The organism is Streptomyces sp. NPDC048603 (assembly GCF_043199475.1).
Taxonomy (GTDB): Bacteria; Actinomycetota; Actinomycetes; order Streptomycetales; family Streptomycetaceae; genus Streptomyces.
Genome location: NZ_JBICVY010000010.1, coordinates 358,108 through 383,793 on the forward strand (window position 1 = coordinate 358,108; position 25,686 = coordinate 383,793).

23 protein-coding genes are annotated in these 25,686 nt (G+C 73.8%); 13 read left to right on the plus strand and 10 right to left on the minus strand.

Features of this window, described 5'->3' with window-relative positions; translation table 11 throughout:
• The first annotated feature begins 45 nt into the window (after positions 1 to 45).
• On the plus strand, positions 46 to 954 hold the full coding sequence (locus tag ACGFQ9_RS26230) for an NAD(P)-dependent oxidoreductase (protein ID WP_393576998.1): 909 nt from the start codon (positions 46 to 48) through the stop codon (positions 952 to 954).
• A 20-nt stretch (positions 955 to 974) separates the two neighbouring features.
• Here the strand turns inward: ACGFQ9_RS26230 and ACGFQ9_RS26235 are convergent, their stop codons facing one another.
• The 3 genes from ACGFQ9_RS26235 to ACGFQ9_RS26245 form a co-directional block, all read right to left on the minus strand.
• A complete protein-coding gene (locus ACGFQ9_RS26235; RefSeq protein WP_393577000.1) occupies positions 975 to 1,739 on the minus strand; it encodes a class I SAM-dependent methyltransferase in 765 nt (254 codons plus the stop codon).
• A gap of 725 nt (positions 1,740 to 2,464) precedes the next feature.
• Positions 2,465 to 3,601: an acyl-CoA dehydrogenase family protein gene (locus ACGFQ9_RS26240; RefSeq protein WP_393577002.1), complete on the minus strand. Its 1,137-nt coding sequence runs from the start codon at positions 3,599 to 3,601 to the stop codon at positions 2,465 to 2,467.
• Positions 3,601 to 4,746 (minus strand): acyl-CoA dehydrogenase family protein, encoded by a 1,146-nt coding sequence (locus ACGFQ9_RS26245; RefSeq protein WP_393577004.1) that lies wholly within the window; start codon positions 4,744 to 4,746, stop codon positions 3,601 to 3,603. Before ACGFQ9_RS26245 ends, ACGFQ9_RS26240 begins: the two co-directional genes overlap by 1 nt.
• Before the next feature lie 113 nt (positions 4,747 to 4,859).
• On the opposite strand from ACGFQ9_RS26245, the gene ACGFQ9_RS26250 reads away from it, so the two are divergent.
• The 5 genes from ACGFQ9_RS26250 to ACGFQ9_RS26270 all read left to right on the plus strand — a co-directional run bounded on the left by ACGFQ9_RS26250 (position 4,860) and on the right by ACGFQ9_RS26270 (position 11,495).
• The gene (locus ACGFQ9_RS26250; protein ID WP_393577006.1) at positions 4,860 to 5,642 is read left to right on the plus strand and encodes an SDR family oxidoreductase; all 783 of its coding nucleotides are present in this window, start codon (positions 4,860 to 4,862) and stop codon (positions 5,640 to 5,642) included.
• A 173-nt stretch (positions 5,643 to 5,815) separates the two neighbouring features.
• Positions 5,816 to 6,403, plus strand: coding sequence for a TetR/AcrR family transcriptional regulator (locus ACGFQ9_RS26255; RefSeq protein ID WP_393577114.1), 588 nt, complete (start codon positions 5,816 to 5,818; stop codon positions 6,401 to 6,403).
• A gap of 80 nt (positions 6,404 to 6,483) precedes the next feature.
• On the plus strand, positions 6,484 to 7,641 hold the full coding sequence (locus tag ACGFQ9_RS26260; protein WP_393577008.1) for an acetyl-CoA C-acetyltransferase: 1,158 nt from the start codon (positions 6,484 to 6,486) through the stop codon (positions 7,639 to 7,641).
• A gap of 443 nt (positions 7,642 to 8,084) precedes the next feature.
• On the plus strand, positions 8,085 to 11,030 hold the full coding sequence (locus ACGFQ9_RS26265; protein ID WP_393577009.1) for a phosphotransferase: 2,946 nt from the start codon (positions 8,085 to 8,087) through the stop codon (positions 11,028 to 11,030).
• A 3-nt stretch (positions 11,031 to 11,033) separates the two neighbouring features.
• Entirely contained in the window at positions 11,034 to 11,495 is a 462-nt protein-coding gene (locus tag ACGFQ9_RS26270; protein WP_393577010.1) for a hypothetical protein, read from the plus strand.
• A 172-nt stretch (positions 11,496 to 11,667) separates the two neighbouring features.
• On the opposite strand, the gene ACGFQ9_RS26275 is transcribed toward ACGFQ9_RS26270, so the two are convergent.
• Entirely contained in the window at positions 11,668 to 11,805 is a 138-nt protein-coding gene (locus tag ACGFQ9_RS26275) for a hypothetical protein (RefSeq protein ID WP_393577012.1), read from the minus strand.
• On the opposite strand from ACGFQ9_RS26275, the gene ACGFQ9_RS26280 reads away from it, so the two are divergent.
• From ACGFQ9_RS26280 to ACGFQ9_RS26290, 3 genes are all read left to right on the plus strand, one after another.
• Positions 11,804 to 13,432 (plus strand): DEAD/DEAH box helicase, encoded by a 1,629-nt coding sequence (locus tag ACGFQ9_RS26280; protein WP_393577013.1) that lies wholly within the window; start codon positions 11,804 to 11,806, stop codon positions 13,430 to 13,432. The two genes, ACGFQ9_RS26275 and ACGFQ9_RS26280, sit on opposite strands and share 2 nt — an antisense overlap.
• 215 nt (positions 13,433 to 13,647) lie before the next feature.
• Positions 13,648 to 14,478 carry a PP2C family protein-serine/threonine phosphatase gene (locus tag ACGFQ9_RS26285; RefSeq protein ID WP_393577015.1) on the plus strand — a complete coding sequence of 277 codons (831 nt, stop codon included), beginning with the start codon at positions 13,648 to 13,650 and terminating at the stop codon, positions 14,476 to 14,478.
• 90 nt (positions 14,479 to 14,568) lie between these two features.
• Positions 14,569 to 15,573, plus strand: coding sequence for an MASE1 domain-containing protein (locus ACGFQ9_RS26290; protein ID WP_393577016.1), 1,005 nt, complete (start codon positions 14,569 to 14,571; stop codon positions 15,571 to 15,573).
• A 128-nt stretch (positions 15,574 to 15,701) separates the two neighbouring features.
• Here ACGFQ9_RS26290 and ACGFQ9_RS26295 read toward each other — a convergent pair whose 3' ends face one another.
• The 5 genes from ACGFQ9_RS26295 to ACGFQ9_RS26315 all read right to left on the minus strand — a co-directional run bounded on the left by ACGFQ9_RS26295 (position 15,702) and on the right by ACGFQ9_RS26315 (position 20,227).
• Entirely contained in the window at positions 15,702 to 16,676 is a 975-nt protein-coding gene (locus ACGFQ9_RS26295; RefSeq protein ID WP_393577017.1) for a tyrosine-protein phosphatase, read from the minus strand.
• A 29-nt stretch (positions 16,677 to 16,705) separates the two neighbouring features.
• Complete coding sequence (locus ACGFQ9_RS26300) at positions 16,706 to 17,773, minus strand: NAD(P)H-dependent flavin oxidoreductase (protein ID WP_393577116.1); 1,068 nt, start codon at positions 17,771 to 17,773, stop codon at positions 16,706 to 16,708.
• 14 nt (positions 17,774 to 17,787) lie between these two features.
• Positions 17,788 to 18,492: a CoA-transferase subunit beta gene (locus ACGFQ9_RS26305; protein WP_393577118.1), complete on the minus strand. Its 705-nt coding sequence runs from the start codon at positions 18,490 to 18,492 to the stop codon at positions 17,788 to 17,790.
• A gap of 98 nt (positions 18,493 to 18,590) precedes the next feature.
• Positions 18,591 to 19,442: a CoA transferase subunit A gene (locus tag ACGFQ9_RS26310; RefSeq protein ID WP_393577119.1), complete on the minus strand. Its 852-nt coding sequence runs from the start codon at positions 19,440 to 19,442 to the stop codon at positions 18,591 to 18,593.
• Between the two features lie 32 nt (positions 19,443 to 19,474).
• Complete coding sequence (locus ACGFQ9_RS26315) at positions 19,475 to 20,227, minus strand: enoyl-CoA hydratase family protein (protein WP_393577019.1); 753 nt, start codon at positions 20,225 to 20,227, stop codon at positions 19,475 to 19,477.
• Between the two features lie 67 nt (positions 20,228 to 20,294).
• Here ACGFQ9_RS26315 and ACGFQ9_RS26320 point away from each other — a divergent pair, with 67 nt between their 5' ends.
• The 3 genes from ACGFQ9_RS26320 (at position 20,295) to ACGFQ9_RS26330 (ending at position 23,063) form a co-directional block, all read left to right on the plus strand.
• Entirely contained in the window at positions 20,295 to 21,167 is an 873-nt protein-coding gene (locus tag ACGFQ9_RS26320) for an SDR family oxidoreductase (protein ID WP_393577020.1), read from the plus strand.
• Position 21,168: 1 nt separating this feature from the next.
• The gene (locus ACGFQ9_RS26325) at positions 21,169 to 22,080 is read left to right on the plus strand and encodes an SDR family oxidoreductase (RefSeq protein WP_393577022.1); all 912 of its coding nucleotides are present in this window, start codon (positions 21,169 to 21,171) and stop codon (positions 22,078 to 22,080) included.
• A 164-nt stretch (positions 22,081 to 22,244) separates the two neighbouring features.
• Positions 22,245 to 23,063, plus strand: coding sequence for a hypothetical protein (locus ACGFQ9_RS26330; RefSeq protein ID WP_393577023.1), 819 nt, complete (start codon positions 22,245 to 22,247; stop codon positions 23,061 to 23,063).
• A 109-nt stretch (positions 23,064 to 23,172) separates the two neighbouring features.
• Here ACGFQ9_RS26330 and ACGFQ9_RS26335 read toward each other — a convergent pair whose 3' ends face one another.
• The gene (locus ACGFQ9_RS26335) at positions 23,173 to 23,973 is read right to left on the minus strand and encodes an IclR family transcriptional regulator (RefSeq protein WP_393577024.1); all 801 of its coding nucleotides are present in this window, start codon (positions 23,971 to 23,973) and stop codon (positions 23,173 to 23,175) included.
• A gap of 381 nt (positions 23,974 to 24,354) precedes the next feature.
• On the opposite strand from ACGFQ9_RS26335, the gene ACGFQ9_RS26340 reads away from it, so the two are divergent.
• The gene (locus tag ACGFQ9_RS26340) at positions 24,355 to 25,194 is read left to right on the plus strand and encodes a serine protease (protein WP_393577026.1); all 840 of its coding nucleotides are present in this window, start codon (positions 24,355 to 24,357) and stop codon (positions 25,192 to 25,194) included.
• Positions 25,195 to 25,686 lie beyond the last annotated feature (492 nt).

Sequence of the window (25,686 nt, forward strand, 5' to 3'; positions counted from 1 at the left end):
AGGCTTCTTCACGAACGCAGACGCACACCTCAAGGAGCACAACTCATGGGCGGCACCCGTACCGACGCCGGCACCGACTCCGGCACCAGCACCGTCACCGTCTTCGGCCTCGGCCTGATGGGCCAGGCGCTGGCCTCGGCGATGCTCGTCGGCGACCGCGAGACGACCGTCTGGAACCGCACCCCGGGCAGGGCGGACGCCCTGGTGGAACGCGGCGCACGCGAAGCCGCCGACGTCCGGCGCGCCGTAGAGGCCGGCGATCTGCTGATCGTCTGCGTCCGCGACTACCGCGCGGTGCGCGAGTTCCTCGACCCGGTCGCCGACGCCCTCTCCGGTCGCACCGTCGTGAACCTGACATCGGGCTCGTCGGCCGAGGCGCGCGAGATGGCGGCCTGGGCCGCCGGGCACGGCGCGGCCTACCTGGACGGCGCCATCATGATGACGCCGCCCGGCATCGGTCTGCCGGACACCGTCCTGCTGTACGCCGGGCCCGCCGACGTGTTCGCGGCGCACGAGGACACCCTGCGGCTGCTCGGAGGCGGCACCACACACCTGAGTGAGGACACCGGCATCGCCTCCCTGTACGACGTGGCGCTGCTCGGCATCATGTGGGGCAGCCTGAACGGCTTCGTGCACGCGGCGGCGCTGCTGGCCGCCGACGGCGTCACCGCCAAGGAGTTCCTGCCGTTCGCCACCTCGTGGCTCGGCGCCATCGGCGTGTTCACCGGGGTGGTCGCCGACCAGGTCGACAGCGGTGACTTCGCGGCCGTCGACGCGTCGCTCGCCTCCCATCTGTCGCCTGTCGAGCACCTGATCGACGAGAGCCGCGCCCGCGGCATCGACGCGTCGCTGCCGGAGTTCACCCGGGGCCTGCTGACCGCAGCCATCGCCCGCGGCCAGTCAGGGGACGGATACGCCCGGCTGATCGAGCACTTCCGCCCCGGGCAGGCCTGACCCGCACCGGCGGCGCCGTTTCAGGCCGGGTCGTCCCGGACGCCCAGGAGCAGGGTGACCGCGTAGTGCTCGTCGATCTCGCCGGAGGGGAACCGGGCGGCGAGCAGGGCCCGTTCGGCCGCGAGGAACTCCTCGCCCGCCGGGCCCACGGTCAGGAACAGCGAGTGCGTCGACAGCTTCGCGAGGTGGACGTCGAGGGGGACCCGGCGGACCCAGTGCAGCACCCGGCTGGTGAAGCCGAGGCCGAGGCGGGCGGGCGGGACGGTGTGGTCGGCGACGTACCAGCCCTCGCCGAAGCGGGACTTGAGCCGGGCGTCCTGCTCGGCGATCCAGGGGACGGACACGTCCGGCTCGTTCCAGAACAGCGCGAGGGCGCCGCCGGGACGGAGGACCCGCGCGGCCTCGGGGACGGAGCGGGCGGGGTCGGTCCAGTGGAAGGACTGCGCGTAGGTGAGGAAGTCGAGGCAATGGGCGGCGAACGGCAGCCGGTTGCCGTCCCCGCGCACCACGGGTACGTCCGGCAGCCGGCGCCGGAACTCGGCGGCCATGCCCTCGCCGGGCTCCACCCCGATCACCTCGGCCCCGCGCTCCCGGAGCCGCTCGGTGGCGAGCCCGGTGCCGGCGCCGACGTCGGCGACGCGGGCGCCGCGGAGCGGGCGCCCGGTGATCTCCTCGACGGCGTCGAACAGGGCGGGCGGATAGCTCGGGCGGTACGTCCCGTAGCGGCCGGCGGCCGAGCTGAAGGACCGGGCGCGGGTCTCGGCGGAAGCGCGCTGCTCTGTCATGCCCCCATCCTGCCCACCGCTCGCGCGCTCGCGCCACGCCCCCGTACCCCGCAGCCGCACCCCGCGGCCGTGTGGGCAGTCGTGCCTTTCACGTGGCCGTGTGGGCGGGCGTGCCTTTCACGTGGCCGTGTGGGCGGGCGTGCCGTTCACGTGGCCGTGTGGGCGGGCGTGCCGTTCACGCGGCCGTGTGGGCGGGCGTGCCTTTCACGCGGCCGTGTGGGCAGGCGTGCCGCAGGGCGGCACGGGTGGGCACACGGCACACCGGCCCGCGCCGGACGCGCAGCGTGTGCCTGCACCCCGACCCGCTCGCGGGGTCGGACCCCGTCCGGGCGGAGCTCCGCTCCGGGGCGGTGCCGGGCCTGGCGGAGCCCCGCCCGGGCCGTGGGGCAGCGGCTGCGGCCGGGCCCGGCCATCGCTTCGGTGGGGCGGGAGCGAGCCTGCGGAGCGGCGTTCCGGTGTGCCCACCCTCCCCCAAGCTCTCGACTTCGCTCGAGCAGGGGGGACCCCCATCGCCCTGCGGAACGCCTGCCCACACCTCCGGCGGAGCCGCGCCCCGGCCAGGGTGGGGCAGAGCCCTGCGGAACGCCTGCCCACACCTTCGGTGGAGCCGCCGCCCACACCTCCGGCGGGGTGGGGCAGAGCCCTGCGGGACCGCTGTCCGCAGTTCGGCGGAGGCGCCGCTCACAGCCCAGCCGGGCGCCGCCTGCACCTCGGCGGAGCTGCGGTCAGAGCCCCGCGGAGCCGGGCAGGAGCGCCGCACGGCACGTCGCGGGGGAGCCCCACGCGTCCCGCAGCGGGCGGGCCTTGCGCAGCCAGAGGGAGAGGTCGAGTTCCTCGGTGTAGCCGATGGCACCGTGCAGCTGGAGCGCGGCCCGGGCCGCGGTGTACGCCGCCTCCCCGGCCATCAGCTTCGCCGCCGCCACGTCATCGACCGCCGGGACTTCACCGCGCGCCGCGCCGGGCAGGGCGGCCCCCGGCCCTCGGCCCGGCAGGGCAGCAGCCCCGCCCGCCGGGCCGGCACCGCCCGTCAGGGCGAGCGCTCCCGCCCACACCACCGGTTTCGCGAACTCCAGGCCGAGCAGTACGTCCGCCAGGCGGTGTTTGACCGCCTGGAAGCCGCCGATCGGGGTGCCGAACTGGGTGCGCTGCTTCGCGTACTCCACGGTCCGGGCCAGCAGCGCCTCGCCCAGCCCGACGCACTGCGCGGCCGTCAGCAGCCGCGCCCAGCGCAGGGCGGTGGCCGCCGCCGTGAGCACCGACGGGCCGGAGGCGAGCAGCTCGCCGCCGGACGGCAGGCCGGCGAGCCGACGCGCCGGGTCCGTGGAGACCCGTACCGCGCGGGGACCCGGTGCCGCCGCCAGTCGTAGCTCCCCGTCCTGCGACACCGTGAAGCGGTGGTCCGCGGTGTCCGCGTCCAGCGCGTACGGCCCCCCGCCGGGCAGGACCAGCGTGGCCCGGGCCTCGCCCGCGACCAGCGCCGGCAGGAAGCGCTTCGCGATCCCGGCCGAAGCCGCCCCTGCCCCGGCCCCCGCCCCGGATCCGCCCCCGCCGTCCGCCCCGTCCAGCGCCGCGAGCAGTACGCACACCGCCGCCGTCTCCACCACCGGCCCCGGCATCCCGGCCCGGCCCAGCTCCACGAAGCCCAGGGCGAGTTCCACGGGCAGCGGGCCCAGCCCGTCGTACGCCTCCGGCACCGGCAGGGCGAACAGACCGGTGTCGGCCGCCTTCCGCCACACCGCCGTCCCCGGCCCGGTGTCGCCGGCCTGCCACGCGCGCACCGCCCCCGGCAGGTCCGAGGCGCCGAGCAGCCGGCGCAGCGTACGGGCGAACTCCGACTGCTCGCCGGTCGGCAGGAATCGCATCAGCGGCGGCCCTTCGGGAGGCCGAGCAGCCGCTCGGCGATGATGTCGCGCTGGATCTCGTTCGTGCCCGCGTAGATCGGGCCGGCCAGGGAGAACACCCACGGTTCGGCCCACTCGCCTTCGGCCAGTTCGCCGTCCGGGCCGAGCAGGTCCAGCGCGGTCTCGTGCAGCGCGATGTCGTACTCGCTCCAGAACACCTTGTTCAGGCTGGACTCGGCGCCGATCGACTCCCCCGCCGCGAACCGCGCGGCGTTCGCCCAGGTGAACAGCTCGTAGGCCCGGGCTCCGGCCAGCGCGTCCGCCACCCGGTCTCCGAGCGCGCCCCCGTCCGGCCCGCCGCCCGCCCGCCACAGTGCCGCCAGCCGGTTCGCCGCCGCCAGGAAGCGGCCGGGGGAGCGCAGCATGAGCCCGCGCTCGTTGCCGGTGGTGGACATCGCGATCCGCCACCCCTGCCCCGGCTCCCCGATCACGTCCTCGTCCGGCACGAAGACCCCGTCGAGGAAGAGCTCCGCGAAGGCCGGCTTGCCGTCGAGGCGCCCGATCGGCCGGACCGTGACGCCCGGCGCCCGCAGGTCGAACATCAGGTAGGTCAGCCCGTGGTGCGGCCGGGCCGCCTCCGGGTCGGTGCGGAAGATCCCGAAGGCGCGGTCGGCGAACGCGGCCCGCGAGGACCAGGTCTTCTGGCCGTACAGCAGCCAGCCGCCGTCCGTCCGCACCGCCTTCGAGGTCAGCGAGGCCAGGTCGGAACCGGCCTCCGGCTCGGACCACGCCTGCGCCCAGATCACCTCCCCGCTCGCCATGGCCGGCAGCACCCGGGCCCGCTGCTCCTCCGTCCCGTGGTCGAAGAGGGTGGGGGCGAGCAGGTTGATGCCGTTCTGCGAGACCCGGCCCGGCGCGCCGGCGGCGTAGTACTCCTCCTCGAAGACCAGCCACCCGAAGATGTCCGCCCCCCGGCCGCCGTACTCCTCCGGCCAGGACACCACCGACCAGCGGTCCGCGTGGAGTACGGCCTCCCACTCCCGGTGCGCGGCGAAGCCCTCGGCGGTCTCCAGGGAGGGCAGCGGGACGGCCGGCACGTGCGTGCGCAGCCAGTCCCGGGCGCCGGCACGGAGGGCCTCGGCGCCGGGCGTGTGCGTCAGGTCCACTGCGGGCACTCCTCCACTGCGGAAACTGTTCCCTAACAAGTGTTTGGTAGGTTAACGTACGCCCGGGAGCGGCGTCGAGGAGCCGGGACCCGGCAGCCGGAGGAGGCACCCGCATGAGCGCACCGGAGTACGTCCCCGGACACGGGCTGCTGCGCGGCCGGGCGGCCGTCATCACGGCCGCCGCCGGCGCCGGCATCGGCGGGGCCACCGCCCGCCGCTTCCTGGAGGAAGGCGCCCGCATCGTCATCGGCGACGCCCACACCCGCCGGCTGAAGGAGACCGAACAGGCGCTCGCCGCCGAGTTCGGCGCCGAAAACGTCGCCGCACTGCCCTGCGACGTCACCGACGAGGAACAGGTCCAGGCCCTGTTCGCACGCGCCGAACAGGCCCACGGCGGCCTCGACATCGTCGTCAACAACGCCGGACTCGGCGGCACCGCCGCACTCGCCGACATGACCGACGAGCAGTGGTCCACCGTCCTCGACGTCACCCTCAACGGCACCTTCCGCTGCACCCGCGCCGCCCTGCGCTCACTGCGCGCGGCCGGCCGGGGCGGGGTCGTCGTCAACAACGCCTCGGTCATCGGCTGGCGCGCCCAGACCGGCCAGGCCCACTACGCCGCCGCCAAGGCGGGGGTGATGGCACTGACCCGGTGCGCGGCCCTGGAGGCCGCCGAGTTCGGGGTCCGGGTCAACGCGGTCGCACCCAGCCTCGCCATGCACCCGCACCTGGTGAAGGTCACCAGCCAGGAGCTCCTCGACGAACTGACGGCCCGCGAGGCGTTCGGCCGGTACGCCGAACCCTGGGAGGTCGCCAACGTCATCGTCTTCCTGGCCAGCGGCTACTCCTCGTACATGACCGGGGAGACCGTCTCCGTCAGCAGCCAGCATGCCTAGCCGCTGCCCGGCGGGGTGCCCGGCCGATCATGGCCCGGCATCCCCTGGACCACAATGGGCGGGTGCCAACCGACAAGTCCGTGAACCAGCCGGCCCGGAAGCAGGCCCCGAAGCCGGAGCAGCAGCCCGGGCGGAAGCCCGCGCGCAAGCCGACGACCCAGAAGAAGACGCAGGTGGCAGCCTCTCCGGAACGCCGCCGCGAACTCCTGAGCACCGCCGCCGAGGTGTTCGCCGCCCAGGGCTACAACGCCACCACCGTCCGCAAGATCGCAGACGCCGCCGGCATGCTCGCCGGCAGCCTCTACTACCACTTCGATTCCAAGGAATCGATGCTCGACGAGATCCTCTCCGCCTTCCTCAGCGAACTCTGGGAGGGCTACGACGCGGTCCTCGCGGCAGGCCTCGGCCCGCGCGAGACCATCGAGGCGCTCGTCACCGAGTCCTTCCGGGAGATCGACCGGCACCGCGCCGCCGTCGCGATCTACCAGAAGGAGGCCCGCACCCTGTCCGCACAGCCCCGCTTCCACTACCTCTCCGACTCGCAGGTGAAGTTCGAGCAGGCGTGGCTGGGGACGCTGGAGCGCGGGGTGACCGCCGAGGTGTTCCGGGCCGACCTGGACATCCGCCTCACCTACCGGTTCGTGCGCGACACGGTGTGGGTCGCGGCGTCCTGGTACCGGCCGGGCGGACAGCACAGCCCCGAGGAGATCGCCCGCCAGTACCTGTCGATGGTGCTGGACGGCATCGCCGTACGCACGTGACCGAGGCGCTCCACGCCGTCCGGGCACGTGACGCGCACGACCCACGCGACCACCCGTGATCCGGTGAAGGAGCTCCAGCCATGCCCGAGGCGTACATAGTCGAAGCGGTGCGCACCCCCGTCGGCCGGCGCAAAGGGGGCCTGGCCGGCGTCCACCCCGCAGACCTCGGAGCGCACGTCCTGAGGGCGCTCGTCGAGCGCTCGGCCGTCGACCCGGCGGCCGTGGAGGACGTGGTCTTCGGATGCCTGGACACCGTGGGCCCGCAGGCCGGGGACATCGCCCGGACGGCATGGCTGGCCGCGGGACTGCCGGAGGAGGTGCCCGGGGTCACCGTCGACCGCCAGTGCGGCTCCTCGCAGCAGGCCGTCCACTTCGCGGCGCAGGGCGTCATGTCCGGCACCCAGGACCTGGTCGTGGCCGGCGGCACCCAGAACATGTCGATGATCCCCATCGCCTTCGCCTCCCGCCAGGCCGCCGAACCGCTCGGCCTCACGGAGGGCCCGTACGCCGGCTCCACGGGCTGGCGCGCCCGGTACGGGGACGCACCGGTGAACCAGTTCCACGGAGCCCAGCTGATCGCGCGGAAGTGGGGCATCTCCCGGACGGACATGGAGGAGTTCGCGCTCCGCTCGCACCGGCGGGCGGTCCGCGCCATCGACGAGGGCCGCTTCGACCGGGAGATCGTGCCCTTCGGCGAGGTCCGCACCGACGAGGGGCCGCGCCGGGACACCAGCCTGGAGAAGATGGCCGCCCTCGCCCCCGTGGCGGAGGGCGGCACCATCACCGCCGCGGTCTCCTCCCAGGTCTCCGACGGCGCGGCGGCCATGCTGCTCGCCTCGGAACGAGCGGTCCGGGAACACGGCCTGCGTCCACGCGCCCGCATCCACCACCTCTCGGTGCGCGGCGAGGACCCGATCCGGATGCTCTCCGCCCCGATCCCGGCCACGGCCCACGCCCTGAAGAAGACCGGGCTGACCCTGGACGAGATCGACCTGGTGGAGATCAACGAGGCGTTCGCCCCGGTGGTCCTGGCCTGGCTGAAGGAGACCGGCGCGGACCCGGACCGGGTGAACGTCAACGGCGGCGCGATCGCCCTGGGCCACCCGCTGGGTGCGACCGGCGTGAAGCTGATGACCACCCTGCTCCACGAACTGGAGCGCACCGGCGGCCGCTACGGCCTGCAGACCATGTGCGAGGGCGGCGGTCAGGCCAACGTCACCATCATCGAGCGGCTGTAGCCGAGGGTGTTTCCCCTGCCACCGCAGGGGTTGAACAGCCGGACGGCTTGGCTTTCGCCGCCCGATGGCACCCAACCTGCCGGCAGCAGCGACATCCGATGACGTCTGCCGAGATGACGCGCGGCAGTTGCCAGCCCCCGGGGCTCCTTGATCGCTGTCCGGGGATTGGCCATCAACGGCGCGTGATCGGGCGGCATATGTCATACGGGCCGGGGCCACGACCGGATCGCGCCAAACCGGTCGGCCGACCGGACGGCGCCGGCCCGGGACGTCGTCCGGACCGGCGGGGCCCGCCCTGATCGGCCGGTGCGCGGACATGGCGGGAAACCACTCCTGCTGCCGAAAACCTCCCCTAGCGTGTCCGGCTCCTGAGATCAGGGCACCAACCAGCGTGGAGGTAAGGCGAGTTGGACGTTACCCGGCAGGTCGAATGGGCACGGTCGATGTTTCCCTTCCCGGACGGGGCCACGTACCCCAGCCCCGATGTGTGCGCCACCGATGCACGCCGGGCGGCCCGGAACCTCGCGGTCGCCTACAACCTCCACCGGAAGGGCAAGCCCGTCGACGACGTCCGCCACTACCTCGGTGCGGGTCTCAAGGGCATGGGCGGCGAACTGGAGAAACTGGGGAGGACGGAACACGCCGTGCTCGCCTACCAGGCCGGACACCTGGTCCTGGCCGGCGACCCCGAGACCTTCGGCCAGCGCGGTGCGGACATCTGGCGCAACCGCGAGGCCTGCTCCGAGCGGCTGCGGGACCTGGGGGCCCCGCAGCTCGACGACCTGCCGCCGCGCGCGGACGGGCCGGTCTGGGACCTCACCGAGATCCTGACCCCGGACCTGGTGGACGGAGCGCCCCCGCGGCCCCCCGTGCCCGCCGCGTTCCAGGTGTCCGTCCAGGCCCCCGTCCCCGCCCCCGCCTTCCCCATGGCCCCGGCCTCCGCCTCCGCTCCCGCCTCCGTACCTGCCTCCGCTCCCGCTCCCGTCTCCGCCTCCGTACCCGCGCAGGCCTCCGCCCCCGGCTCCGTCCCCGTCACGGCCGCCGTACGCCCGCGGCCCGCACGGTTCGACGAGATCGAGGATTCCGACGAGGGGCCGGATCAGGAGGAGAACGAGGACGACGAGGACGCCACCAGCCACGAACGCTTCACCCCCCGCTACCTGCAGGGCGCCGGTACCGCCGAGGATCTCGTGGCCGAACTGGCCGCGCACTGGTCGGCAGACCGGGTACCCGCCGAGGACCGCGTGGAGGAGACACTCGCCTACTTCCGCGAGGTGAGCGGACATCACGGAGCCTTCGACCGGGAACTCGGCAAGCGCCTGGAGGAGGACGCGGACACGGTCCTCGAGTACTTCCCCCACGGCTTCCCCTCCGACCTCCGGGACCTGCAGAACCTGGCCCGTTCGATGCGCGCCTTCGCCACCCGCACCAAGGCCCTGGACGAACGCCGCCTCCGCTGGGTGATCTCCGCCACCGCCAACCACTGGATGTGGAAGGTGGACAACGGCCTCCCCACCAACCGGCCGCACGTCCTCCACGACCTGATGGGCTACCTGACGGCCTTCCTCAGCAGCAACCTGAGGTTCATGGACCCCGCCCGCGACCTGATCCTCGACTGCGCGGAGATCCAGCTCCGCGTCGCGCACCAGGTCCCGCCGGTGTTCTTCGAGCGCTACCCCACCCTCCGGTTCAACGTCCTGGCCTCCGTCGGGACGTACCTCATGCTCTCCGGCCCGAACCCCGCCCTCCCGCAGGAGAGCAACCGCGACCCGCGCGTCTACACCCCCGGCGGGAAGACCGACCGGTCGACCTGGCCGGAGATGCTGCTCCGGCACTGGCAGGAGGAGGGCAGCCGCAACGGCGCCTGCTTCGCCCTCGCCTGCGTCGCCGGATGGGACGAGACCTGCGCGCACTGGGCCATCGACACCGTCTTCGACCACTCGGGGGACCCCGGGTGGCAGGGCGAGCGGCGCACCTGGAAGGAGGACGTCAGCACGCTGCTGGAAGCGGCGGGCAAGGTACGCGTCGCCAGCAACCCGTGGACGTACGACAGCGCGGTCACCCCGCGCGGCACCTCCCTCGTCACCGGTGCCGGCGGGGCCGTCCGCATCCCCACGCCCGTGCTGCGCGCCGCGGTGGCCCAGGGGCTGTCCCACGGCGAGGTGGTCACCGTGCACGGCCGCCTCTTCAAGGACCGCCGGATGCCCACCTACCTGCTGACCACGCGCTACGGACCCCGCTCGGTCCTCAAGATCGACCAGCGGGACAAGGTGCTGCGGGAGGAGAGCAACTTCCGGACGTACGCCAAGCGTCTCCACCCCAACAACCGGCCGAGCGAATGCGATGCCCGGGCCATGGAGATGTATCTCGGTGACAACGGCGACCCGCTGCGGGCCATCGAGACGGCCTACGCCTTCGAGGAGGGGGAGACGCCGCGCACACTCACCACCTGGATGCGCACGGCATCCGCGGAGACCGCGGTCGAGACGATCGAGAAGCTGCTGCTGACCAACATGAGGCCGTGGCTGGCCCACAGCCACCGCGACCGCATCGACCTCCGGTCGGAGTACCCCGTCTTCCGGCCCGCGCCCGCCCCGCGGAAGCAGTCCCCCGGGAGCTGGGCCAGGACGGAACTGAAGGCGCTCACGACCGCCGCCGTGAAGGCCGACCTCGGCATGGAACTCACCCCCGAGGTGCAGGACACCGCCGCCTGGGGCGAGTCCGCGCCGGGACTGCGGGCGGCCCTGGAACGGCTGCCCGGGGTGGAGGCGGTCAACCCGCTCTGGTTCGCCGCCGAGATCTCCGAGACCGGGCACGGCCGGTTCGAGGACATCATCAACTCCTTCGAGATCGGACTGCTCGACTTCGACACCACCCTGGTCCTGGCCCACGGCGACCTGCACCTCGACAACGTGCTGTGCACCCTCAGCAACGAGCAGCCCAAGCCCGTGCTCATCGACTTCGAGAGTGCCCACGACGGCCACGTGTGCAAGGACTTCGCCCGGCTGGAGGCGAGCCTGCTGTGCCAGGTCTTCACCTGGGACGAGGAGGCCGCGGGACGGGTGGCGTCGTGGATCGCCGGAGTCCTCGCCGGCGAACCCGAGGAACTCGTGCCCGGTCCGGCCGACCCGGACGCCAAGCTCACCGCAGAGGAGCAGCTCGTCCTGCAGGTCACCCGCCGGATCCGGGAGATCTCGGGCGGCTGCGGGCAGGGCCACTGGCCCGTGAAGGTCGACGAGTACCACCTGGCGCTCGCCGGCGCGCTGCTGCCGATGGTGCGCTACTCCACGCTCTCGGTGGAACAGCGGAAGTTCGCCCTCACGCTCAGTACGGTGATCACGTCAGCGCTGTACCACAAGTGGAACGCGGCCGTGCCGAAGGAGAGTTGATTTGTGAACGCATGGATAGGCACCGCGATCGCGCTCTGCGCCCTCGGGCTGTCGGCGGTCACCGCCTACGTCCAGCACCGCGCGCGCAAGCGTGAGAAGCTCGCCGCCGAGGTGACCGCCTACTTCCACCGCACGTCCGAGTTCGCCAAGATCAAGCTGCCGGACGGGACCGTCCGGCAGGCCGGGTACCACCTGGTGGTCTGGAACCACGGCCCCGGAACGGCCGAGCACGTGCGGCTTGAGGTCAAGGACACCGGCGGCGGCGCGGTGGAACTGGCCGACTCCCCGCCGGACGAGTTCCCGCTGCTGCGGCTCGACAAGGGGGCCCGCTACCCCGTGCCGTGGCTCCCCGTCGCAGACGCGCACCGCGGAGCGCGCCGCTTCACCGTGCACCTGCGGTGGAAGGACGGGAACGGGACGCAGGAGCGGGTCCTGCCGATGCGGCGGGGCCAGACCAACGTCTGACCGGGCCCCGGGAAGGCCCGTGGAAGGCCCGTGGGGAGGCACGTGGGGAAGCCCGTGGGAAGGCCCCGGCCGGCACGCTCCGGCCGGGGCCTTCCCCACACGGCCCCGCGCAGGGGCCGGAACCCGATCCTCATGGCGGGGCAGCCCGATCGCCGCGTGCTAGCGTGAACTCTCATATGACCAGCTCCAGCTCCATACCCGCCGCTCGCCGCCCCGCCCGCCGCCGGGGATCCGCCGCCCAGGGCGCCGGGGGGCGCTCCAGGAAGAACTCCGCTCCCGCCCAGCCGGCGAGGCCGCAGGAGTTCACCATGCCCGAGACGCTGACCCCCGGGCTGCCGCCCGTGGCGGCGTTCGAGGACCTCGACATGCCCGAGGCCCTGCTGAAGACCCTCGCCGAGCAGGGGGTGACCGAGCCGTTCCCGATCCAGGCCGCGACGCTGCCGAACTCGCTGGCCGGCCGTGACCTGCTCGGCCGCGGCCGCACCGGCTCGGGCAAGACCCTCGCCTTCGGGCTCGCCCTGCTGGCCCGCACCGCCGGCCGCCGGGCCGAGCCGAAGGCCCCGCTCGCCCTGGTCCTCGTACCGACCAGGGAACTCGCGCAGCAGGTCACCGACGCCCTGACGCCGTACGCGCAGGCCCTGCGGCTGCGGATCGCCACCGTGGTCGGCGGCATGTCCATCAACCGGCAGGCGGGCGCGCTGGCGCGCGGCGCGGAGGTGCTGGTGGCCACCCCCGGGCGGCTCGCGGACCTCATCGACCGGGGCGACGTGACGCTGGAACGCGTGGCCGTCACGGTCCTGGACGAGGCCGACCAGATGACCGACATGGGCTTCCTGCCGCAGGTCACCCGGCTGCTGAAGCAGGTGGAGGAGGGCGGCCAGCGGCTGCTGTTCTCCGCGACGCTCGACAAGAACATCGACAAGCTCGTCAAGGCGTTCCTGACCGACCCGGTCACGCACTCCGTCGACCCGTCGGCGGGCGCGGTCACCACGATGGAACACCACGTCCTCTACGTGCTGGACGAGACCGACAAGAAGGCAGTGGCCACGCGGATCGCCGCGCGGGACGGCCGGGTCATCCTCTTCCTCGACACCAAGCGGTCGGTGGACCGCATGGTCAAGCGGCTCCTGGCCAGTGGCGTACGGGCCTCCGGCCTGCACGGCGGGCGGTCGCAGCCGCAGCGCAACCGCACCCTGGACTGGTTCAAGACGGGCGAGGTCACGGCACTGGTCGCGACCAACGTCGCGGCCCGCGGCATCCACATCGACGACCTGGACCTGGTGGTGAACGTCGACCCGCCGACGGACCACAAGGACTACCTGCACCGGGGCGGGCGCACCGCCCGGGCGGGGGAGTCGGGCAGCGTGGTGACGCTGGTCCTGCCGGACCAGAAGCGCGAGATGACCCGGCTGATGTCGGACGCGGGGATCAGCCCGCGCACGGCCCAGATCAAGTCCTCCGACGAGGAGCTGAGCCGGCTGACCGGGGCGCGCGAGCCCTCGGGCGTCCCGGTGGTCCTGGAGGTCCCGCAGCCCGCGCAGCCCAAGGCCTCGAACCCGGCCAAGGGCGGCGCCGGACGCTCGCGCCGCCGCGGCGGTGGCGGCGGGGCGGCAGCCGCGGGCGCCGACGGTGACCGGCAGACCGCCGCGTCCGGCTCCCGCGGCCGCTCCCGTGGCACGCGCCAGGCTTCCGGCAAGGGCTCCGGCTCCGGTGCCGCATCCGGCTCGGCCTCCGGTACGGGCGCCAGGTCCGGCTCCGGCACGGGTACCCGGTCCGGCTCCGGTGCCGCGTCCGGCTCGGGCTCCCGCTCCGGCGGGCGCGGCCGGCGTACCGGCACGGCGGGCTCCGGCACGGGAGGCTCCGGCGGAGCCGCCGCCGCCTCGTCCCGCAGCCGCATCGGCTCCGGCCGCCCCGGCCGCCGTACCTCTGGCTCCTAGCCCACCCGGATCACCGGCCCTGACGGCCGCCGCCCCGCTCACGGGGCGGCGGCCGTCCGCGTATCCGCCGCCCGCCCCTGCCCGCCGGCGCCGACCGGCCCCCCGCCGGCCCGCCCGCGCAACCTGCGCGGGTGGGGCGGACCGGAAATATGATGAGCCGTGGGTCTTTCGCACAGCGGAAGCAGAGGGCTTATGGACGAAGCTCGGAGCGGGCCGTGACCAGGCGCCGAGCCCCGCACGCGGCCAGTGCCGAACTCCTGGACACGCTCGGGCGGCTCACCGCGCAGGCGCGGGAGGGCGCGGAGCTGCACCACGCCCGCGTCGAGCTGGCCGAGGTGCTCCAGCGCGAGATGCTGCCCGCCGAGCTGCCCCGCCTGCCCGGCCTGCGGACCGCGGCCCGGTACGCGCCCGCCCGGGACGGCCTGGACATCGGCGGCGACTGGTACGACGGCTTCCGGCTGCCCGAGGGCGCGCTCGCCTTCTCCATAGGCGACGTCCAGGGACACGACGTGGAGGCCGCCGCCTTCATGGGCCAGGTCCGGATCTGCCTGCGCGCGGTGTCCGCCATCGTCGACGACCCCGGCGAGGTGCTGAGCCGGGCCAACGACGTACTGCTCTCGATGGACTCCCGGCTCTTCGCGACCTGCAGCCTGCTCCGCTTCGACCCCGAGACCTGGGAGATCGAGACGGCCCGGGCCGGCCACGTCCCCGCGGTCTGGGCCACGGTCGACGGCCGCTGCGGCATCGCCGACGACGACGGCGGCCTGCCGCTGGGCCTGCTGCCCGGAGCGGGGTACGGCGTCACGCGGCGCCGGCTGACCGAGGCGGGCGCCATCGTGCTGGTCACCGACGGGGTGGTCGAGGGACCGCCGTTCCCGATCGACGAGGGCCTGCGGCGGGTCGCCCGGGTGGTCCGGGACGGCGTGGCCGCCGAGCCCGACGAGCTGGCCGCCGAGGTGATGAAGGTGGCCGACTCCACCGGCCACCTCGACGACGCCGCGGTCCTGGTCATCAGCCACGACGCGGCCGCCGCCGAGCCCGCATAGGCCCGGCCGCCCCGCCGGAACGGGCCGGAGCCACCGGGTCCGGTTGGCCCGCCCGAGAGCGTGTCGCGCTCCGGCCCGGGGGAGCGGCTGGTGTCTGATGCTGGGGTGCGCACCACGGAATGGCGACGTGTCCTCCTGGACCTCCTGCTGATCGTGGTCGTCGCCGTCGCCTACCACGGGTCCGGCTGGATCGGCCTGCTGCAGCGCGTCGTCGTCGAGGGTGCCCAGGTCACGCCGCTCTGGCCGCCCACCGGCATCGCACTGGCCTGTCTGCTCTGGGGCGGACTGCGGGTCTGGCCGGGCATCGCCCTGGGCACCTACCTGGCCATCGAGCAGCTCAGCTCGTTCGACCCGGAGGACCTGGCCATCGTCGCGGGGAACACCCTCGCCCCGGTGTGCGCCTTTCTCCTCCTCCGCCGCACGGGCTTCCGCACCGAGCTGGACCGGCTGCGGGACGGGCTGCTCCTGGTCTTCCTGGGCGGCCTGCTGCCGATGCTGATCAGCGCCACCATCGGCACCGCCACCCTGGTGCTCACCGGTGACATGCCGTCCTCCGAGGCCTGGGGGGTCTGGGCGGCCTGGTGGGCCGGGGACACCATGGGCGTCCTCCTGGTCACCCCGCTGCTGCTGGTCCTGCCCACGGTCCGGCTCACCCGGGACCCCTACCGGGCCGTCGAGGCGGTGGCCCTGGGCGCCACCGCCGTCGTGGTCACCCTGGCCGCCACCCGCAGCTCGCTCTCCCTGCTCTTCCTCGTCTTCCCGCTGATCATCTGGGCGGCCGTCCGGTTCCAGCTGCTCGGCAGCGCACCCTGCGCCCTGGCGGTGTCCGTGCTGTCCATCTCCGCGGCGATCGACCGCGCCGGCCCGTTCGCCGACCACACCCTCCTGGAGATCATGGTCAACCTGCAGGCCCTCAACGGGGCGGCGGCCCTGACCGGCCTGCTGCTGTCGGCCCTGGTCACCGAGCAGAACAACATCCGCCTGCAGATCGAGCAGGCGTGCGAGGACCTGGTCGAAGTGGTGGCCCACCTCACCGCCGGCGGCCGCCCGGACCACGGCGACGGCCGGCCCCCGGCCCGCCCCGACCAGGGGTGAGCCGGGGGTCGTCCCCCGTCGGGAGCGGCCCGGGCGCCGGCCCCGAACGGGAGCGGCCCGGGAGCCGCCCGCGTCCATCAGCGGTCCGGAAGCCGCCCCCGGGCATCAGCCCTCCCGGGGCCCGCCCGTCAGCGGACCAGCTTCTTCTGGAGGTCCGCCAGGACCCGCAGGTCCAGGCCGAGCCCCTGGGTCAGGTACCCGTAGAAGCTGCCGTAGTCGGCCGCCAGCTGCGCCGTCGCCGCGTCCAGGTAGTCCTGCCGGACCTCCTGCAGCGGGATCAGCAGATCCGGGTTCTGCATCCGGCCGGACAGCTTCAGCCCCTCCCGCACCTTCGCGTCGTAGGCGCCCCGGTACGTGTTCGAGGCCAGGTAGTCCCGCGCTGCCGAGCCCTCCGGCACGCCGAGCGCCCGCAGCAGGACGTAACTCATCCAGCCCGTCCGGTCCTTGCCCGAGGTGCAGTGGTACAGCAGCGGTCCCTGCCCGCCCGCCGCGATGTCCCGCAGGGTCGCCGCGAACTGCGCCCGGTTCTCGGGGCTGGTCACGAACGTGCGGTAGATGTCGCGCATGTACGCCTCGGCGCGGCCGCCGCCGAGCATCTGCTCCTGCTTGACCGGGTCGCCGCTGGAGATCGCCGCGACCAGGGTCCCGTACAGGCCGAGGTCGCTGACGGCGCGCGAGGTGGGGGTGAGCCCGGACGGCAGCCGGTCGGCGCCGTCGTACTGGACCTCCATCGGGATCCGGAAGTCCACGACCTTCGTGAGGCCGAGACCGGAGACGGTGGTGATGTCCGCCTCGGTCAGCTTGCCGAGCGCGTCGGACCGGTAGACCAGGCCCTGACGCACCCGGCCGCCGGTGTAAGTGGAGTAGCCGCCCAGGTCGCGGAGGTTGACCGCGCCCTGGAGGGGGATCTGGCGAATCGTTTCCGCCCCGTACCGGCGGTGGTTCTGCCGCCCGTCGGCGCGGTCGGACGCGGACGCGGACACGGACGCGGACCCGGACGCCGCCGGCGCCTGCCGGCCGGCGCTCGCGTGGGCGGGAACGGTCCCGATGGCGAGCGCGGACAACAGCACCGCGGACGCCAGGCGGATTCGGGCACGGCTCATGGTGTGCGACTCCTCGCGGAGAAGGGGGATCACCCTGGTGGAGGCAGGGCGTCGAGCGAACGCAGGCGCTCCAGCACCGCGTGTGCCTCGGCCATGACGCGGTCGACGAGCTCCGCACACGAGGGCAGATCCTCGATCACGCCCGCGACCTGGCCGGATGCCATGATTCCGAGGTCGGTGCGGCCCTCGACCATGGACGCCTTCAGGAGCATGGGGGTGTTGGCGGCGAGCAGGACCTGGCTCCAGGACAGGTCCTTGCCGTGTTTCATCGCCAGCCCGTCCCGGACCATCCGGGACCAGGACAGACCGGAGACCTTCCGGAACCCGGCCGCGTGCCGGACCGCCCGGGCCAGCGCCCTGACACGGCCCGCCCGTTCCAGGGACGCGACCAGCTCGGTCCGGAGCATCCGGTGCGGCAGCCCGTCCACCGCGGTGGTGACGGTGACGTCCTTCACCGCGGCCGCCAGGTAGCGGGCCTTCACCGGACCGGGGACGGTGGAGTCCGAGGTCAGCAGGAAACGGGTGCCCATGGCCACCCCGGCCGCGCCGTAGCAGAGCGCCGCGGCCACCCCGCGCCCGTCGTGGAAGCCGCCCGCCGCGACCACCGGGATGTCCACGGCGTCCACGACCTGCGGCAGCAGCACGGTCGTGGCGACCTCGCCGGTGTGCCCGCCGCCCTCGCCGCCCTGCACGATCACCGCGTCGGCGCCCCAGGCGGCGACCTTCTCGGCGTGCCGCCGGGCCCCGATCGACGGGATCACCACCACCCCCGCCGCCTTCAGCTCCCCGATCAGCTCCTTCGACGGCGCGAGCGCGAAGGACGCGACCTTCACCCCCTCGTCGATGATCAGCCGCACCCGGTCGCCGGCGTCCCCGGCATCGGCCCGCAGGTTGACCCCGAACGGCGCGTCCGTACGGGACTTGACCTCGCGGACCGCCGAACGCAGCTGGTCCGTGGTCATGGTGGCCGACGCCAGGATGCCCAGCGCACCGGCGTTCGCCGCGGCCGACACCAGCCGGGGACCGGCCACCCAGCCCATCCCCGTCTGCACCAGCGGATACCGGACACCGGTCAGCTTCGTCAGCGCCGTGTTCAGCACGACCCCGGCCATCAGGACCGCACTTCCTTCTCCCGCAGCCCGTCCGGATCGATCACCTCGCGGATCAGGCGGAGTTCCTCCGCCGTGGGTTCACGGGTGTACGGCACCTCCCGCGGCACCACCGGCTCGAACCCGGTGGCCGCCAGGACCTGCTCGACGGTGACGCCCGGGTGGAGGGAGGCCAGCCGCATCGACCGGTCCGGCGTCTCGAAGTCGAACACGCCCAGGTCGGAGACCACGCGCGGGATCCGGTGGAACCGCGTCGCGGACGGGCCCGCCGCCGCCGCCCGGTCGTGGCCCACCCCGCTGACCATGTCCACCCGCTCCACGAACACCCGGGGGGAGTGCTTGGGGACCCAGTAGCTCACCGGATTGTTGAGCGTGTTGACGGGAGCTCCGCGTACGCCCAGCAACTGCCGGGCGGGCCGCTCCCAGTCGCCGATGCAGGAGATGTTCTGGTTGCCGTACCGGTCGATCTGACTGGCACCCATCATCACGTGCCGCCGCCCGCCGGTGACCATGGTCAGGTGCCGCCGGTACGGCAGCCAGCCCTCGACCGCGCCGTCCGGCCCGACCAGCATCGCCTCCCCGTCCGTGAGCAGCAGCTCGGGGGAGAAGGTGCGCCGGGCCAGCCGGGCGCCGACGGAGGGGACCACCCCCATCGGGCTGGCGAGCACCTCCCCGTTGCCGCGCCAGGCCTCGGCGCAGGCGATCACGCAGTACTCGGCACGGGTGACGGCCTGCGCCGTGGCGGCCGTGGTGGCTGTGGCGGCCGTTGAGGGGGTCGTGGCCGTCGCGGGGGTCGGGCTGCTCGTCACTGCTGCTCCTTGTGCCAGGCCTGGACGGCGGACTGGTAGTCCTCCTCGCTCGCGCCGGAGAGGAAGCGCGCGGAGAACTCGGGCCAGGGGGTGCTCGCGTAGAGCTTCTGGAAGGGCTCGTCCCGGCCGTAGTCGGGCTCGCAGGAGGTGAAGTGCGCCCCGTTCGGGGTCTCCACGACGCCCGTCACCGCATGCCGGCTGACCAGCAGCGTCTGCGGGGCCGCCGCCCGGGTCAGCTCCGCGGTGTCCACGATCGCCTCGCAGGAGACGTACGCGGAGTCCGCGGCCTCGCAGAACAGGTCGTCGAAGTACGGGTCGGGGCCCAGGTACTGGCCGTTGCCGAAACGGTCGGCGCGGTTGAGGTGGACCAGGGCCGCGTCCATGCGCAGCGCGGGCACGGCGACGAACTCCTCGCCGTCCGCGTACGGGGACCGCACGGTCCGCAGCTCCGGGTTGACCCGCATCACGTCGGAGCCGAGCCCCGCTCGCACCGGCAGGAACGGCAGCCGGTTCGCCGCCGCGTGCAGCCCCCACATGAACATGGCCTCGTCCAGCTCGGTCAGCTCCAGCGCACCGCTCTCCCGCGCGGCCCGGAAGCGGGGCTCCAGCGGAATGGAGTCGAGCGTGACGAACGGCGCGACGAGCCGGCGGATCCGTCCGGCCGCCGCCAGCAGCCCCACGTCCGGCCCGCCGTAGGAGACCACGGTCAGGTCGGTGACGCCGGACCTCAGCAGGGCCCGCACCAGGGCCATCGGCTTGCGCCGCGACCCCCAGCCGCCGATGCCGACGGTCATGCCGCTGCGGATCCGACCGGCCACCTCGTCGGGGGTCATCACCTTGTCCGTCACCGCGTCCGTCCCCGCGTCCGTCCCCGCGTCCGTCATCGGTCCTCTCCCGCCTTCCCGAAGCTGTCGCGGACCCGGTCGGCCACGCCGCTGAGGTTGGCCTCGAAGGTGAAGCCCTGCTCGAAGCGGTAGCTGCGGCGCACGTCCACCGGGTCGATCCCGTTGATGGCGGCCTTCGCCAGCCGGATCAGGTAGCCGTCCTTCAGCGCGATCTCCCGCGCCAGGTCGAGGGCCGCCGTGCGCAGCCCCTCCCTCGGCACCACCTGCCACACCGAGCCGTGGGCGTGCAGCTCGGCGGCGGTCGCGGTCCGTGAGGTGTAGTACAGGGCCCGCATCAGGTGCTGCGGCACCAGCCGGGCCAGATGGGTGGCCGCGCCCAGCGCGCCCCGGTCCAGTTCCGGCAGCCCGAAGACGGCGTCCTCGCTCGCCACGATGGCATCGGCGTTGCCGGCCAGCCCGATGCCGCCGCCCAGGCAGAACCCGTGCACCGCCGCCACGACGGGCACCTCGCACTCGTACACCGCGGCGAACGCCTCGTAGCAGCCGCGGTTGGCGCCGATCAGGGAGTCGTGGCCGGCGTCCCGCTGCATCTCCTTGATGTCCACCCCGGCGTTGAAGCCGCGCCCCTCCGCGGCCAGGACCACGCACCGGGTGCCGGGATCGCGCCCGGCGGCGCGCAGGGCGTCGGCCAGGTCGAACCACCCCTGCACGGGCAGGGCGTTGACCGGCGGGTAATCGACGGTGACCAGTGCGACGCCCTTGTCCGGGCCGGAAGTGGAGACACCCATGAGCGAATCAGCTACCTTTCCACCAAACGTTTGTTAGGTCAGGTGTTGGTCAGGAAGGTAGCAGCCCATGGAGCTGGACGGGAGGGTTGTCGTCGTCACCGGCGGAACCCGGGGCGTCGGCGCCGGCATCGCCCGGTCGTTCCTCGCGGCCGGCGCGCAGGTCGTCGTCTGCGCGCGCCGGCCGCCGGACGAACCCGTGACGCACGACGGCCGCAAGGCCGTGTACCACCCGCTCGACCTGCGCGACCCCGCCGCCGTACCGGAGTTCTTCGACGCCCTCGCCGCCGAGTACGGGCGGCTGGACACCCTCGTCAACAACGCCGGCGGCACCCCGTACCGCCTCCTGGCGGACGGCGGACCGGAACGGCACGCACGCGTCCTGGAACTCAACCTCCTGGCCCCGCTGACCGCATCCCTGGCCGCCCGTCCCCACCTCGGCGCGGCACGCGGCTCGATCGTCATGATCGGCAGCGTCAGCGGCACCCGCCCCTCACCCGGCAGCGCGGCGTACGGGGCCGCCAAGGCGGGACTGGAGAACCTGGCCCGCTCGATGGCCGTGGAATGGGCCCCCGAGATCCGGGTGAACACCCTGCTCCTCGGCATGGTCCGGACCGAACTCGCCCATCTGCACTACGGGGACGAGGCCGGCGTCGCGGCCGTCGGCGCCACCGTGCCGGCCGGCCGCCTGGCCGAACCCTCCGAGGTCGGCGCGGCCGCGGTGTTCCTCGCCTCCGACCGGGCGGCCTACGTCAGCGGCGCGAGCCTGCTGGTGCACGGGGGCGGGGAACGCCCGGCGTTCCTGGACGCGGCGACGGTCAACCGGCACGCCCACGCCCACGCCGACACCGAGACCGACACCGACACCGAGACCGACACCGAGACCGACACCGACACCGAGACCGACACCGAGACCGAGACCGACGTTGCCAAGGAGACATGACATGGCAGGACTGTGCGAGGGCCGGGTGGCGGTCGTCACCGGCGGGGGACGGGGCCTGGGGCGCGCCCACGCGCTGGCGTTCGCCGCGGAGGGCGCCCAGGTCGTTGTCAACGACCTGGGCGTGGGCCTGGACGGGGCGGGCGCTTCGGCCTCGCCCGCCGAGCAGGTGGCCGCGGAGATCCGCGCCGCCGGCGGCGAGGCCATCACCCACACCGGGGACATCGCCACCACCCGGGGCGCGGCCTCCCTGGTCACCTGCGCGCTGGACACGTACGGGCGGCTGGACACCCTCGTCAACAACGCGGGCTTCCTGCGCGACCGGATGCTGGTCAACCTCGACGAGGACGACTGGGACGCGGTCATGCGGGTCCACCTCAAAGGCCACTTCCTTCCCCTCAAGCACGCGGCGGCCTGGTGGCGGGCCGAGGCCAAGGCGGGACGCGCCGCGGCGGCCCGGGTGATCAACACCTCCTCGGGCGCCGGGCTGCTGGGCTCGGTCGGGCAGGGCAACTACAGCGCCGCGAAGGCCGGCATCGTCGGCCTGACCCTGGTCTCGGCGGCGGAGATGGGACGCTACGGGGTCCAGGTCAACGCCATCGCCCCGGCCGCCCGCACCCGCATGACCGAACAGACCTTCGCCGAGACCATGGCGGCCCCGCAGGCCGGCGCCTTCGACGCCATGGCCCCGGAGAACGTCTCCCCGCTGGTCGTCTGGCTCGGCTCGGCGGCCTCCGCGGGGGTCACCGGCCGGGTCTTCGAGACCGAGGGCGGCCGCATCACGGTGATGGAGGGCTGGCGCCCGGGCCCCACCACGGACCGGGGCTCCCGGTGGACCCCCGCCGAAGCCGGCGAGGCCGCACTGAAACTCCTCGCCGCGTCCGAAACCCCGCACCCGGTCTACGGCGCGAACTGAACGGCGGCCGCGAGGCCGGGCGCGGGTGAACGGGTGTCGGGCGCAACCCCGAGCGAATCGTTACCGCTTGCGCCGTACGGGGGGCGGCGGCGCGTGCCCTGCGCAGCCGCCCCGCGCCCCGCCGGTAGACCCCCAGTGCACGAGCACCGCACCCGGAGGTCACCATGCCCCACCAGCGCGTCCGTATCGCCGCCGTCACCGCCGCCACCGTCCTCACCCTGGCCGGCGCCGCCACCGCGGCCCCCCACCCGGGCCCGGACCGCCCCGCCGCCACGGCGTTGGCCCCGCACACCCAGCACGTCTCCGCCACCGTCACCGTCCCCGCGTTCGGCACCGCCGAGGCGACCGTGCCCTGTCCCGCCGGCACGCGCCTCTCCGGCGGGGGCGGGCGGTCCAGCGACGGGGCCTTCCTGATCCGGTCGCAACCGGGAGCGGGCACCACCTGGGTCGCCGGGGCGCACAACCGCTACAGCGTGCCGGGGACGGTGTCCGCCTTCGTCATCTGCACCACGGCCGGCGACCAGACGTGGGGCACCACCGGGTCCGGCGTGCAGCCCGGCCGGGAAGGAGCCCACCGCGGCTCCTGCTTCCAGGACGAGGTGGCCACCGGGATCGGCTGGCGCGCGGCCCCCCTGATGTACGTCAGCTCGGCAGGCGTCTTCGGAGGCAAGAGCGCGGTCGAGGTACTCAACGAGGACACGACCAGCCCCCACGACCTGCAGCTCACCCCGGTGTGCGCCACGACGCCCCACTCGCAGCACACCGGACCCCAGATCCTGATGCAGGGCTACCAGACCGCCACCGCCAGGGTCAGCTGCCCGGTCGGCGAAGTACCCACCGGGGGCGGCGGATCCACCGGCTTCCGCACCTACCTGGTCACGTCGGCGGGGACCGCCGACGGCCGGGGCTGGGAGGTCCGGGCCACCAACACGACCGCCTACCCGAGGTCCTTGACCGCCCAGGTCATCTGCACGCGGCCGTAGTCCCGCGCCGCAGCCGGAAACCGGGCACCGCCCCATGGAAACGGGCCCGGCCTCCTGGCGGGGAGGTCGGGCCCGGACCGTGACTCGTGCGACACGGGTTTCCTACCCACTACAGCCCTTCGTTGAACCGAAGCCAGTCCAACATGTTCTCGCCGGGCCCGACCCCCGTCGCCCCGGCAGCCCCCGCCGTGACCCCGTACAGCTCCCGCCACACCGCCCTCGCGCACCACCCCACCACCGGGGCCAGCCGCACCGGTTCGTGTTCCCGTTCGCCGCGACGCGTCCACAGCGAGACCGCCGCGACGGCCCGCTCCGCCCCGCGCACCGGCGCCGCCACGCCCTCCGGCCCGCCGCCCCGTTCATAGGCCACTCCGCACCGCCGCGCGGCCGCCAGCTCGGCACGCAGGCCGCACGGGCCGGGCCGCGCCTGCCTCAGGACCTGCTCCACCGTCCCCGGTTCGCCGAAGGCCAGGATCGCCCGCCCGGCAGCCGTCCGGTACGCCGGCAGCCGCCCGCCCACCCGCGGCGTCCCGCCTCCCGCCGCGCCCACACGTTCCAGACACACCACCTCCGGCCCGTCCAGCACCGACAGCTGCACCGGCCGCCCGGTCCGCTCGTGCAGCGCCCCCAGCAGCGGCAGCGCGGCCCGGCGCAGCCGGTTGTGGTGCGAGGCGAGCGCGCCCAGCTCCAGCATCCGCAGACCCAGGCGGTAGTCCCGGCCCTCCCGCTCCAGCCAGCGCAGCCGTACCAGCTGGTCCAGGATCCGGTGCGCGGACGAGCGCGGAATGCCCGAACGGCGCACCACCTCGGTCAGCGAGAGCCGCGGCTCGGCCCGCTCGAAGGCGCCCAGCACCCTCGCGGCCTTCTCCAGCAACGACAGCGGAACCGGACCCGAAACCTGCTCAAGCACGGAGGAACCCCCTGCGGTGAGGCGTCGGCGCCGACCCTCCCACGCCCTCCCGCCGACCGGAAGCGCCCGGCGGCAAATATTTCACTCAGGAATACTTCGATTAGTCATGTAACAGCCATGCGGCCGGCCACGGAGGCGACGACGTCCACGGCTGCGGCTGCGGCTGCGGCTGCGTCTGCGGCTGCGAGGCGTAAGCGGCCGCCGCACGGGCATCCGCGGTCGCTGTCCGCGTGGGGGTGCGGAAAGAAAGGACCGGATACGGAAAGCCGTGATTCTGCGCCACGGCGTCCACCATCCCGGAAACCTTCCACCGGATTGGCCGAAAACGAGGTCTTGTTCCCCCGGCACGCACTGTTGTGACATGGACAGGTCATTCACCCGATGACGCGCACCGCCCAACCCCCCACGAAAGGCAGCGTGTTCACCGTGTCCGTGAAGTCGCACCTCAAGCGCGCCCTGAAGCGCACCGCAGCCGCCGGCGCCGTCGTCCTGGCCGCCGCCAGCCTGCAGACCCTCTCCGCCCCGACCGCGAACGCCGCCCCCGCACCCGTCGTCGGCGGCACCCGCGCCGCCCAGGGCGAATTCCCCTGGATGGTCCGCCTCTCCATGGGCTGCGGCGGCTCCCTGCTCACCCCGCAGGTCGTGCTCACCGCCGCCCACTGCGTCGGCGCCTCCGGCAACAACACCTCGATCACCGCCACCGCCGGCGTGGTCGACCTCAACAGCTCGAGCGCCATCAAGGTCCGCTCCACCAAGATCTACCGCGCCCCCGGCTACAACGGCTCCGGCAAGGACTGGGCCCTGATCAAGCTCGCCCAGCCCATCAACCTGCCCACCCTCAAGATCGCCGAGAACACGCAGTACAACAACGGCACCTTCACCGTCGCCGGCTGGGGAGCCACCCGCGAAGGCGGCGCCCAGCAGCGCTACCTGATGAAGGCCACCGTGCCCTTCGTCTCCGACGCCGACTGCCAGGCCGCCTACGGCGGCGACATCATCCCCGGCGAGGAGATCTGCGCCGGCCGCCTCAACGTCGGCGGCGTCGACACCTGCCAGGGCGACTCCGGCGGCCCGATGTTCCGCCGCGACAGCGCCGGCGCCTGGATCCAGGTCGGCATCGTCAGCTGGGGCATCGGCTGCGCCCGCCCGGACTACCCGGGCGTCTACACCGAGGTCTCGACCTTCGCCACGGCCATCAAGAACGCGGCCGCGACCCTGTAGCGGGGCCACAGGCGCAGCCCCGTACGGACGCGCGGCCCACGTCCCGTACGGGGCTGCACCCTGCACCCCGGTGCCCCCCAGACTCCGTCCGGGGGAGGACCCCCATCGCCCTGCGGAACGCCTGCCCACACCGAGGTAGCGCGCCTGCCCCCACTCACGGGCGGTGTAGCGGGAGGGGGACGGGGGTGGAGGCTGGGGGTGTCCGGGACACTCAAGCGTGATGTGTGGCGCGCCCCCCGCCCAGCAGCCAAACCCCGCTCAGCGCGCCGTAAATCATGCCGTCCCGGACACCCCCAGCCGGAGCCCCCGGCCCCCGCACCCGAAGCCGGCCCTGCCCCGGGCTCCGGCGCGCCCGGCAGCCCGACGTGCCGGACCCGAAGCCGACCTGAACCGGGGCCCGGCCCGGCAGCCATCGCCCCCGCACCCGAAGCCGCCGCCCCCCGCCCCACCAGGACCGGAAATCGCCCGGAACGTCGTCTCACAGACCGGTCG

Bases quoted from the DNA above. Each gene is read 5' to 3' on its own strand.
- ACGFQ9_RS26230 (WP_393576998.1), top strand. From the start codon at position 46: ATGGGCGGCACCCGTACCGACGCCGGCACCGACTCCGGCACCAGCACC.
- ACGFQ9_RS26235 (WP_393577000.1), bottom strand. From the start codon at position 1,739: ATGACAGAGCAGCGCGCTTCCGCCGAGACCCGCGCCCGGTCCTTCAGC.
- ACGFQ9_RS26240 (WP_393577002.1), bottom strand. From the start codon at position 3,601: ATGCGATTCCTGCCGACCGGCGAGCAGTCGGAGTTCGCCCGTACGCTG.
- ACGFQ9_RS26250 (WP_393577006.1), top strand. From the start codon at position 4,860: ATGAGCGCACCGGAGTACGTCCCCGGACACGGGCTGCTGCGCGGCCGG.
- ACGFQ9_RS26260 (WP_393577008.1), top strand. From the start codon at position 6,484: ATGCCCGAGGCGTACATAGTCGAAGCGGTGCGCACCCCCGTCGGCCGG.
- ACGFQ9_RS26265 (WP_393577009.1), top strand. From the start codon at position 8,085: ATGTTTCCCTTCCCGGACGGGGCCACGTACCCCAGCCCCGATGTGTGC.
- ACGFQ9_RS26280 (WP_393577013.1), top strand. From the start codon at position 11,804: ATGCCCGAGACGCTGACCCCCGGGCTGCCGCCCGTGGCGGCGTTCGAG.
- ACGFQ9_RS26275 (WP_393577012.1), bottom strand. From the start codon at position 11,805: ATGGTGAACTCCTGCGGCCTCGCCGGCTGGGCGGGAGCGGAGTTCTTC.
- ACGFQ9_RS26295 (WP_393577017.1), bottom strand. From the start codon at position 16,676: ATGAGCCGTGCCCGAATCCGCCTGGCGTCCGCGGTGCTGTTGTCCGCG.
- ACGFQ9_RS26315 (WP_393577019.1), bottom strand. From the start codon at position 20,227: ATGGGTGTCTCCACTTCCGGCCCGGACAAGGGCGTCGCACTGGTCACC.
- ACGFQ9_RS26320 (WP_393577020.1), top strand. From the start codon at position 20,295: ATGGAGCTGGACGGGAGGGTTGTCGTCGTCACCGGCGGAACCCGGGGC.
- ACGFQ9_RS26325 (WP_393577022.1), top strand. From the start codon at position 21,169: ATGGCAGGACTGTGCGAGGGCCGGGTGGCGGTCGTCACCGGCGGGGGA.
- ACGFQ9_RS26330 (WP_393577023.1), top strand. From the start codon at position 22,245: ATGCCCCACCAGCGCGTCCGTATCGCCGCCGTCACCGCCGCCACCGTC.
- ACGFQ9_RS26340 (WP_393577026.1), top strand. From the start codon at position 24,355: ATGACGCGCACCGCCCAACCCCCCACGAAAGGCAGCGTGTTCACCGTG.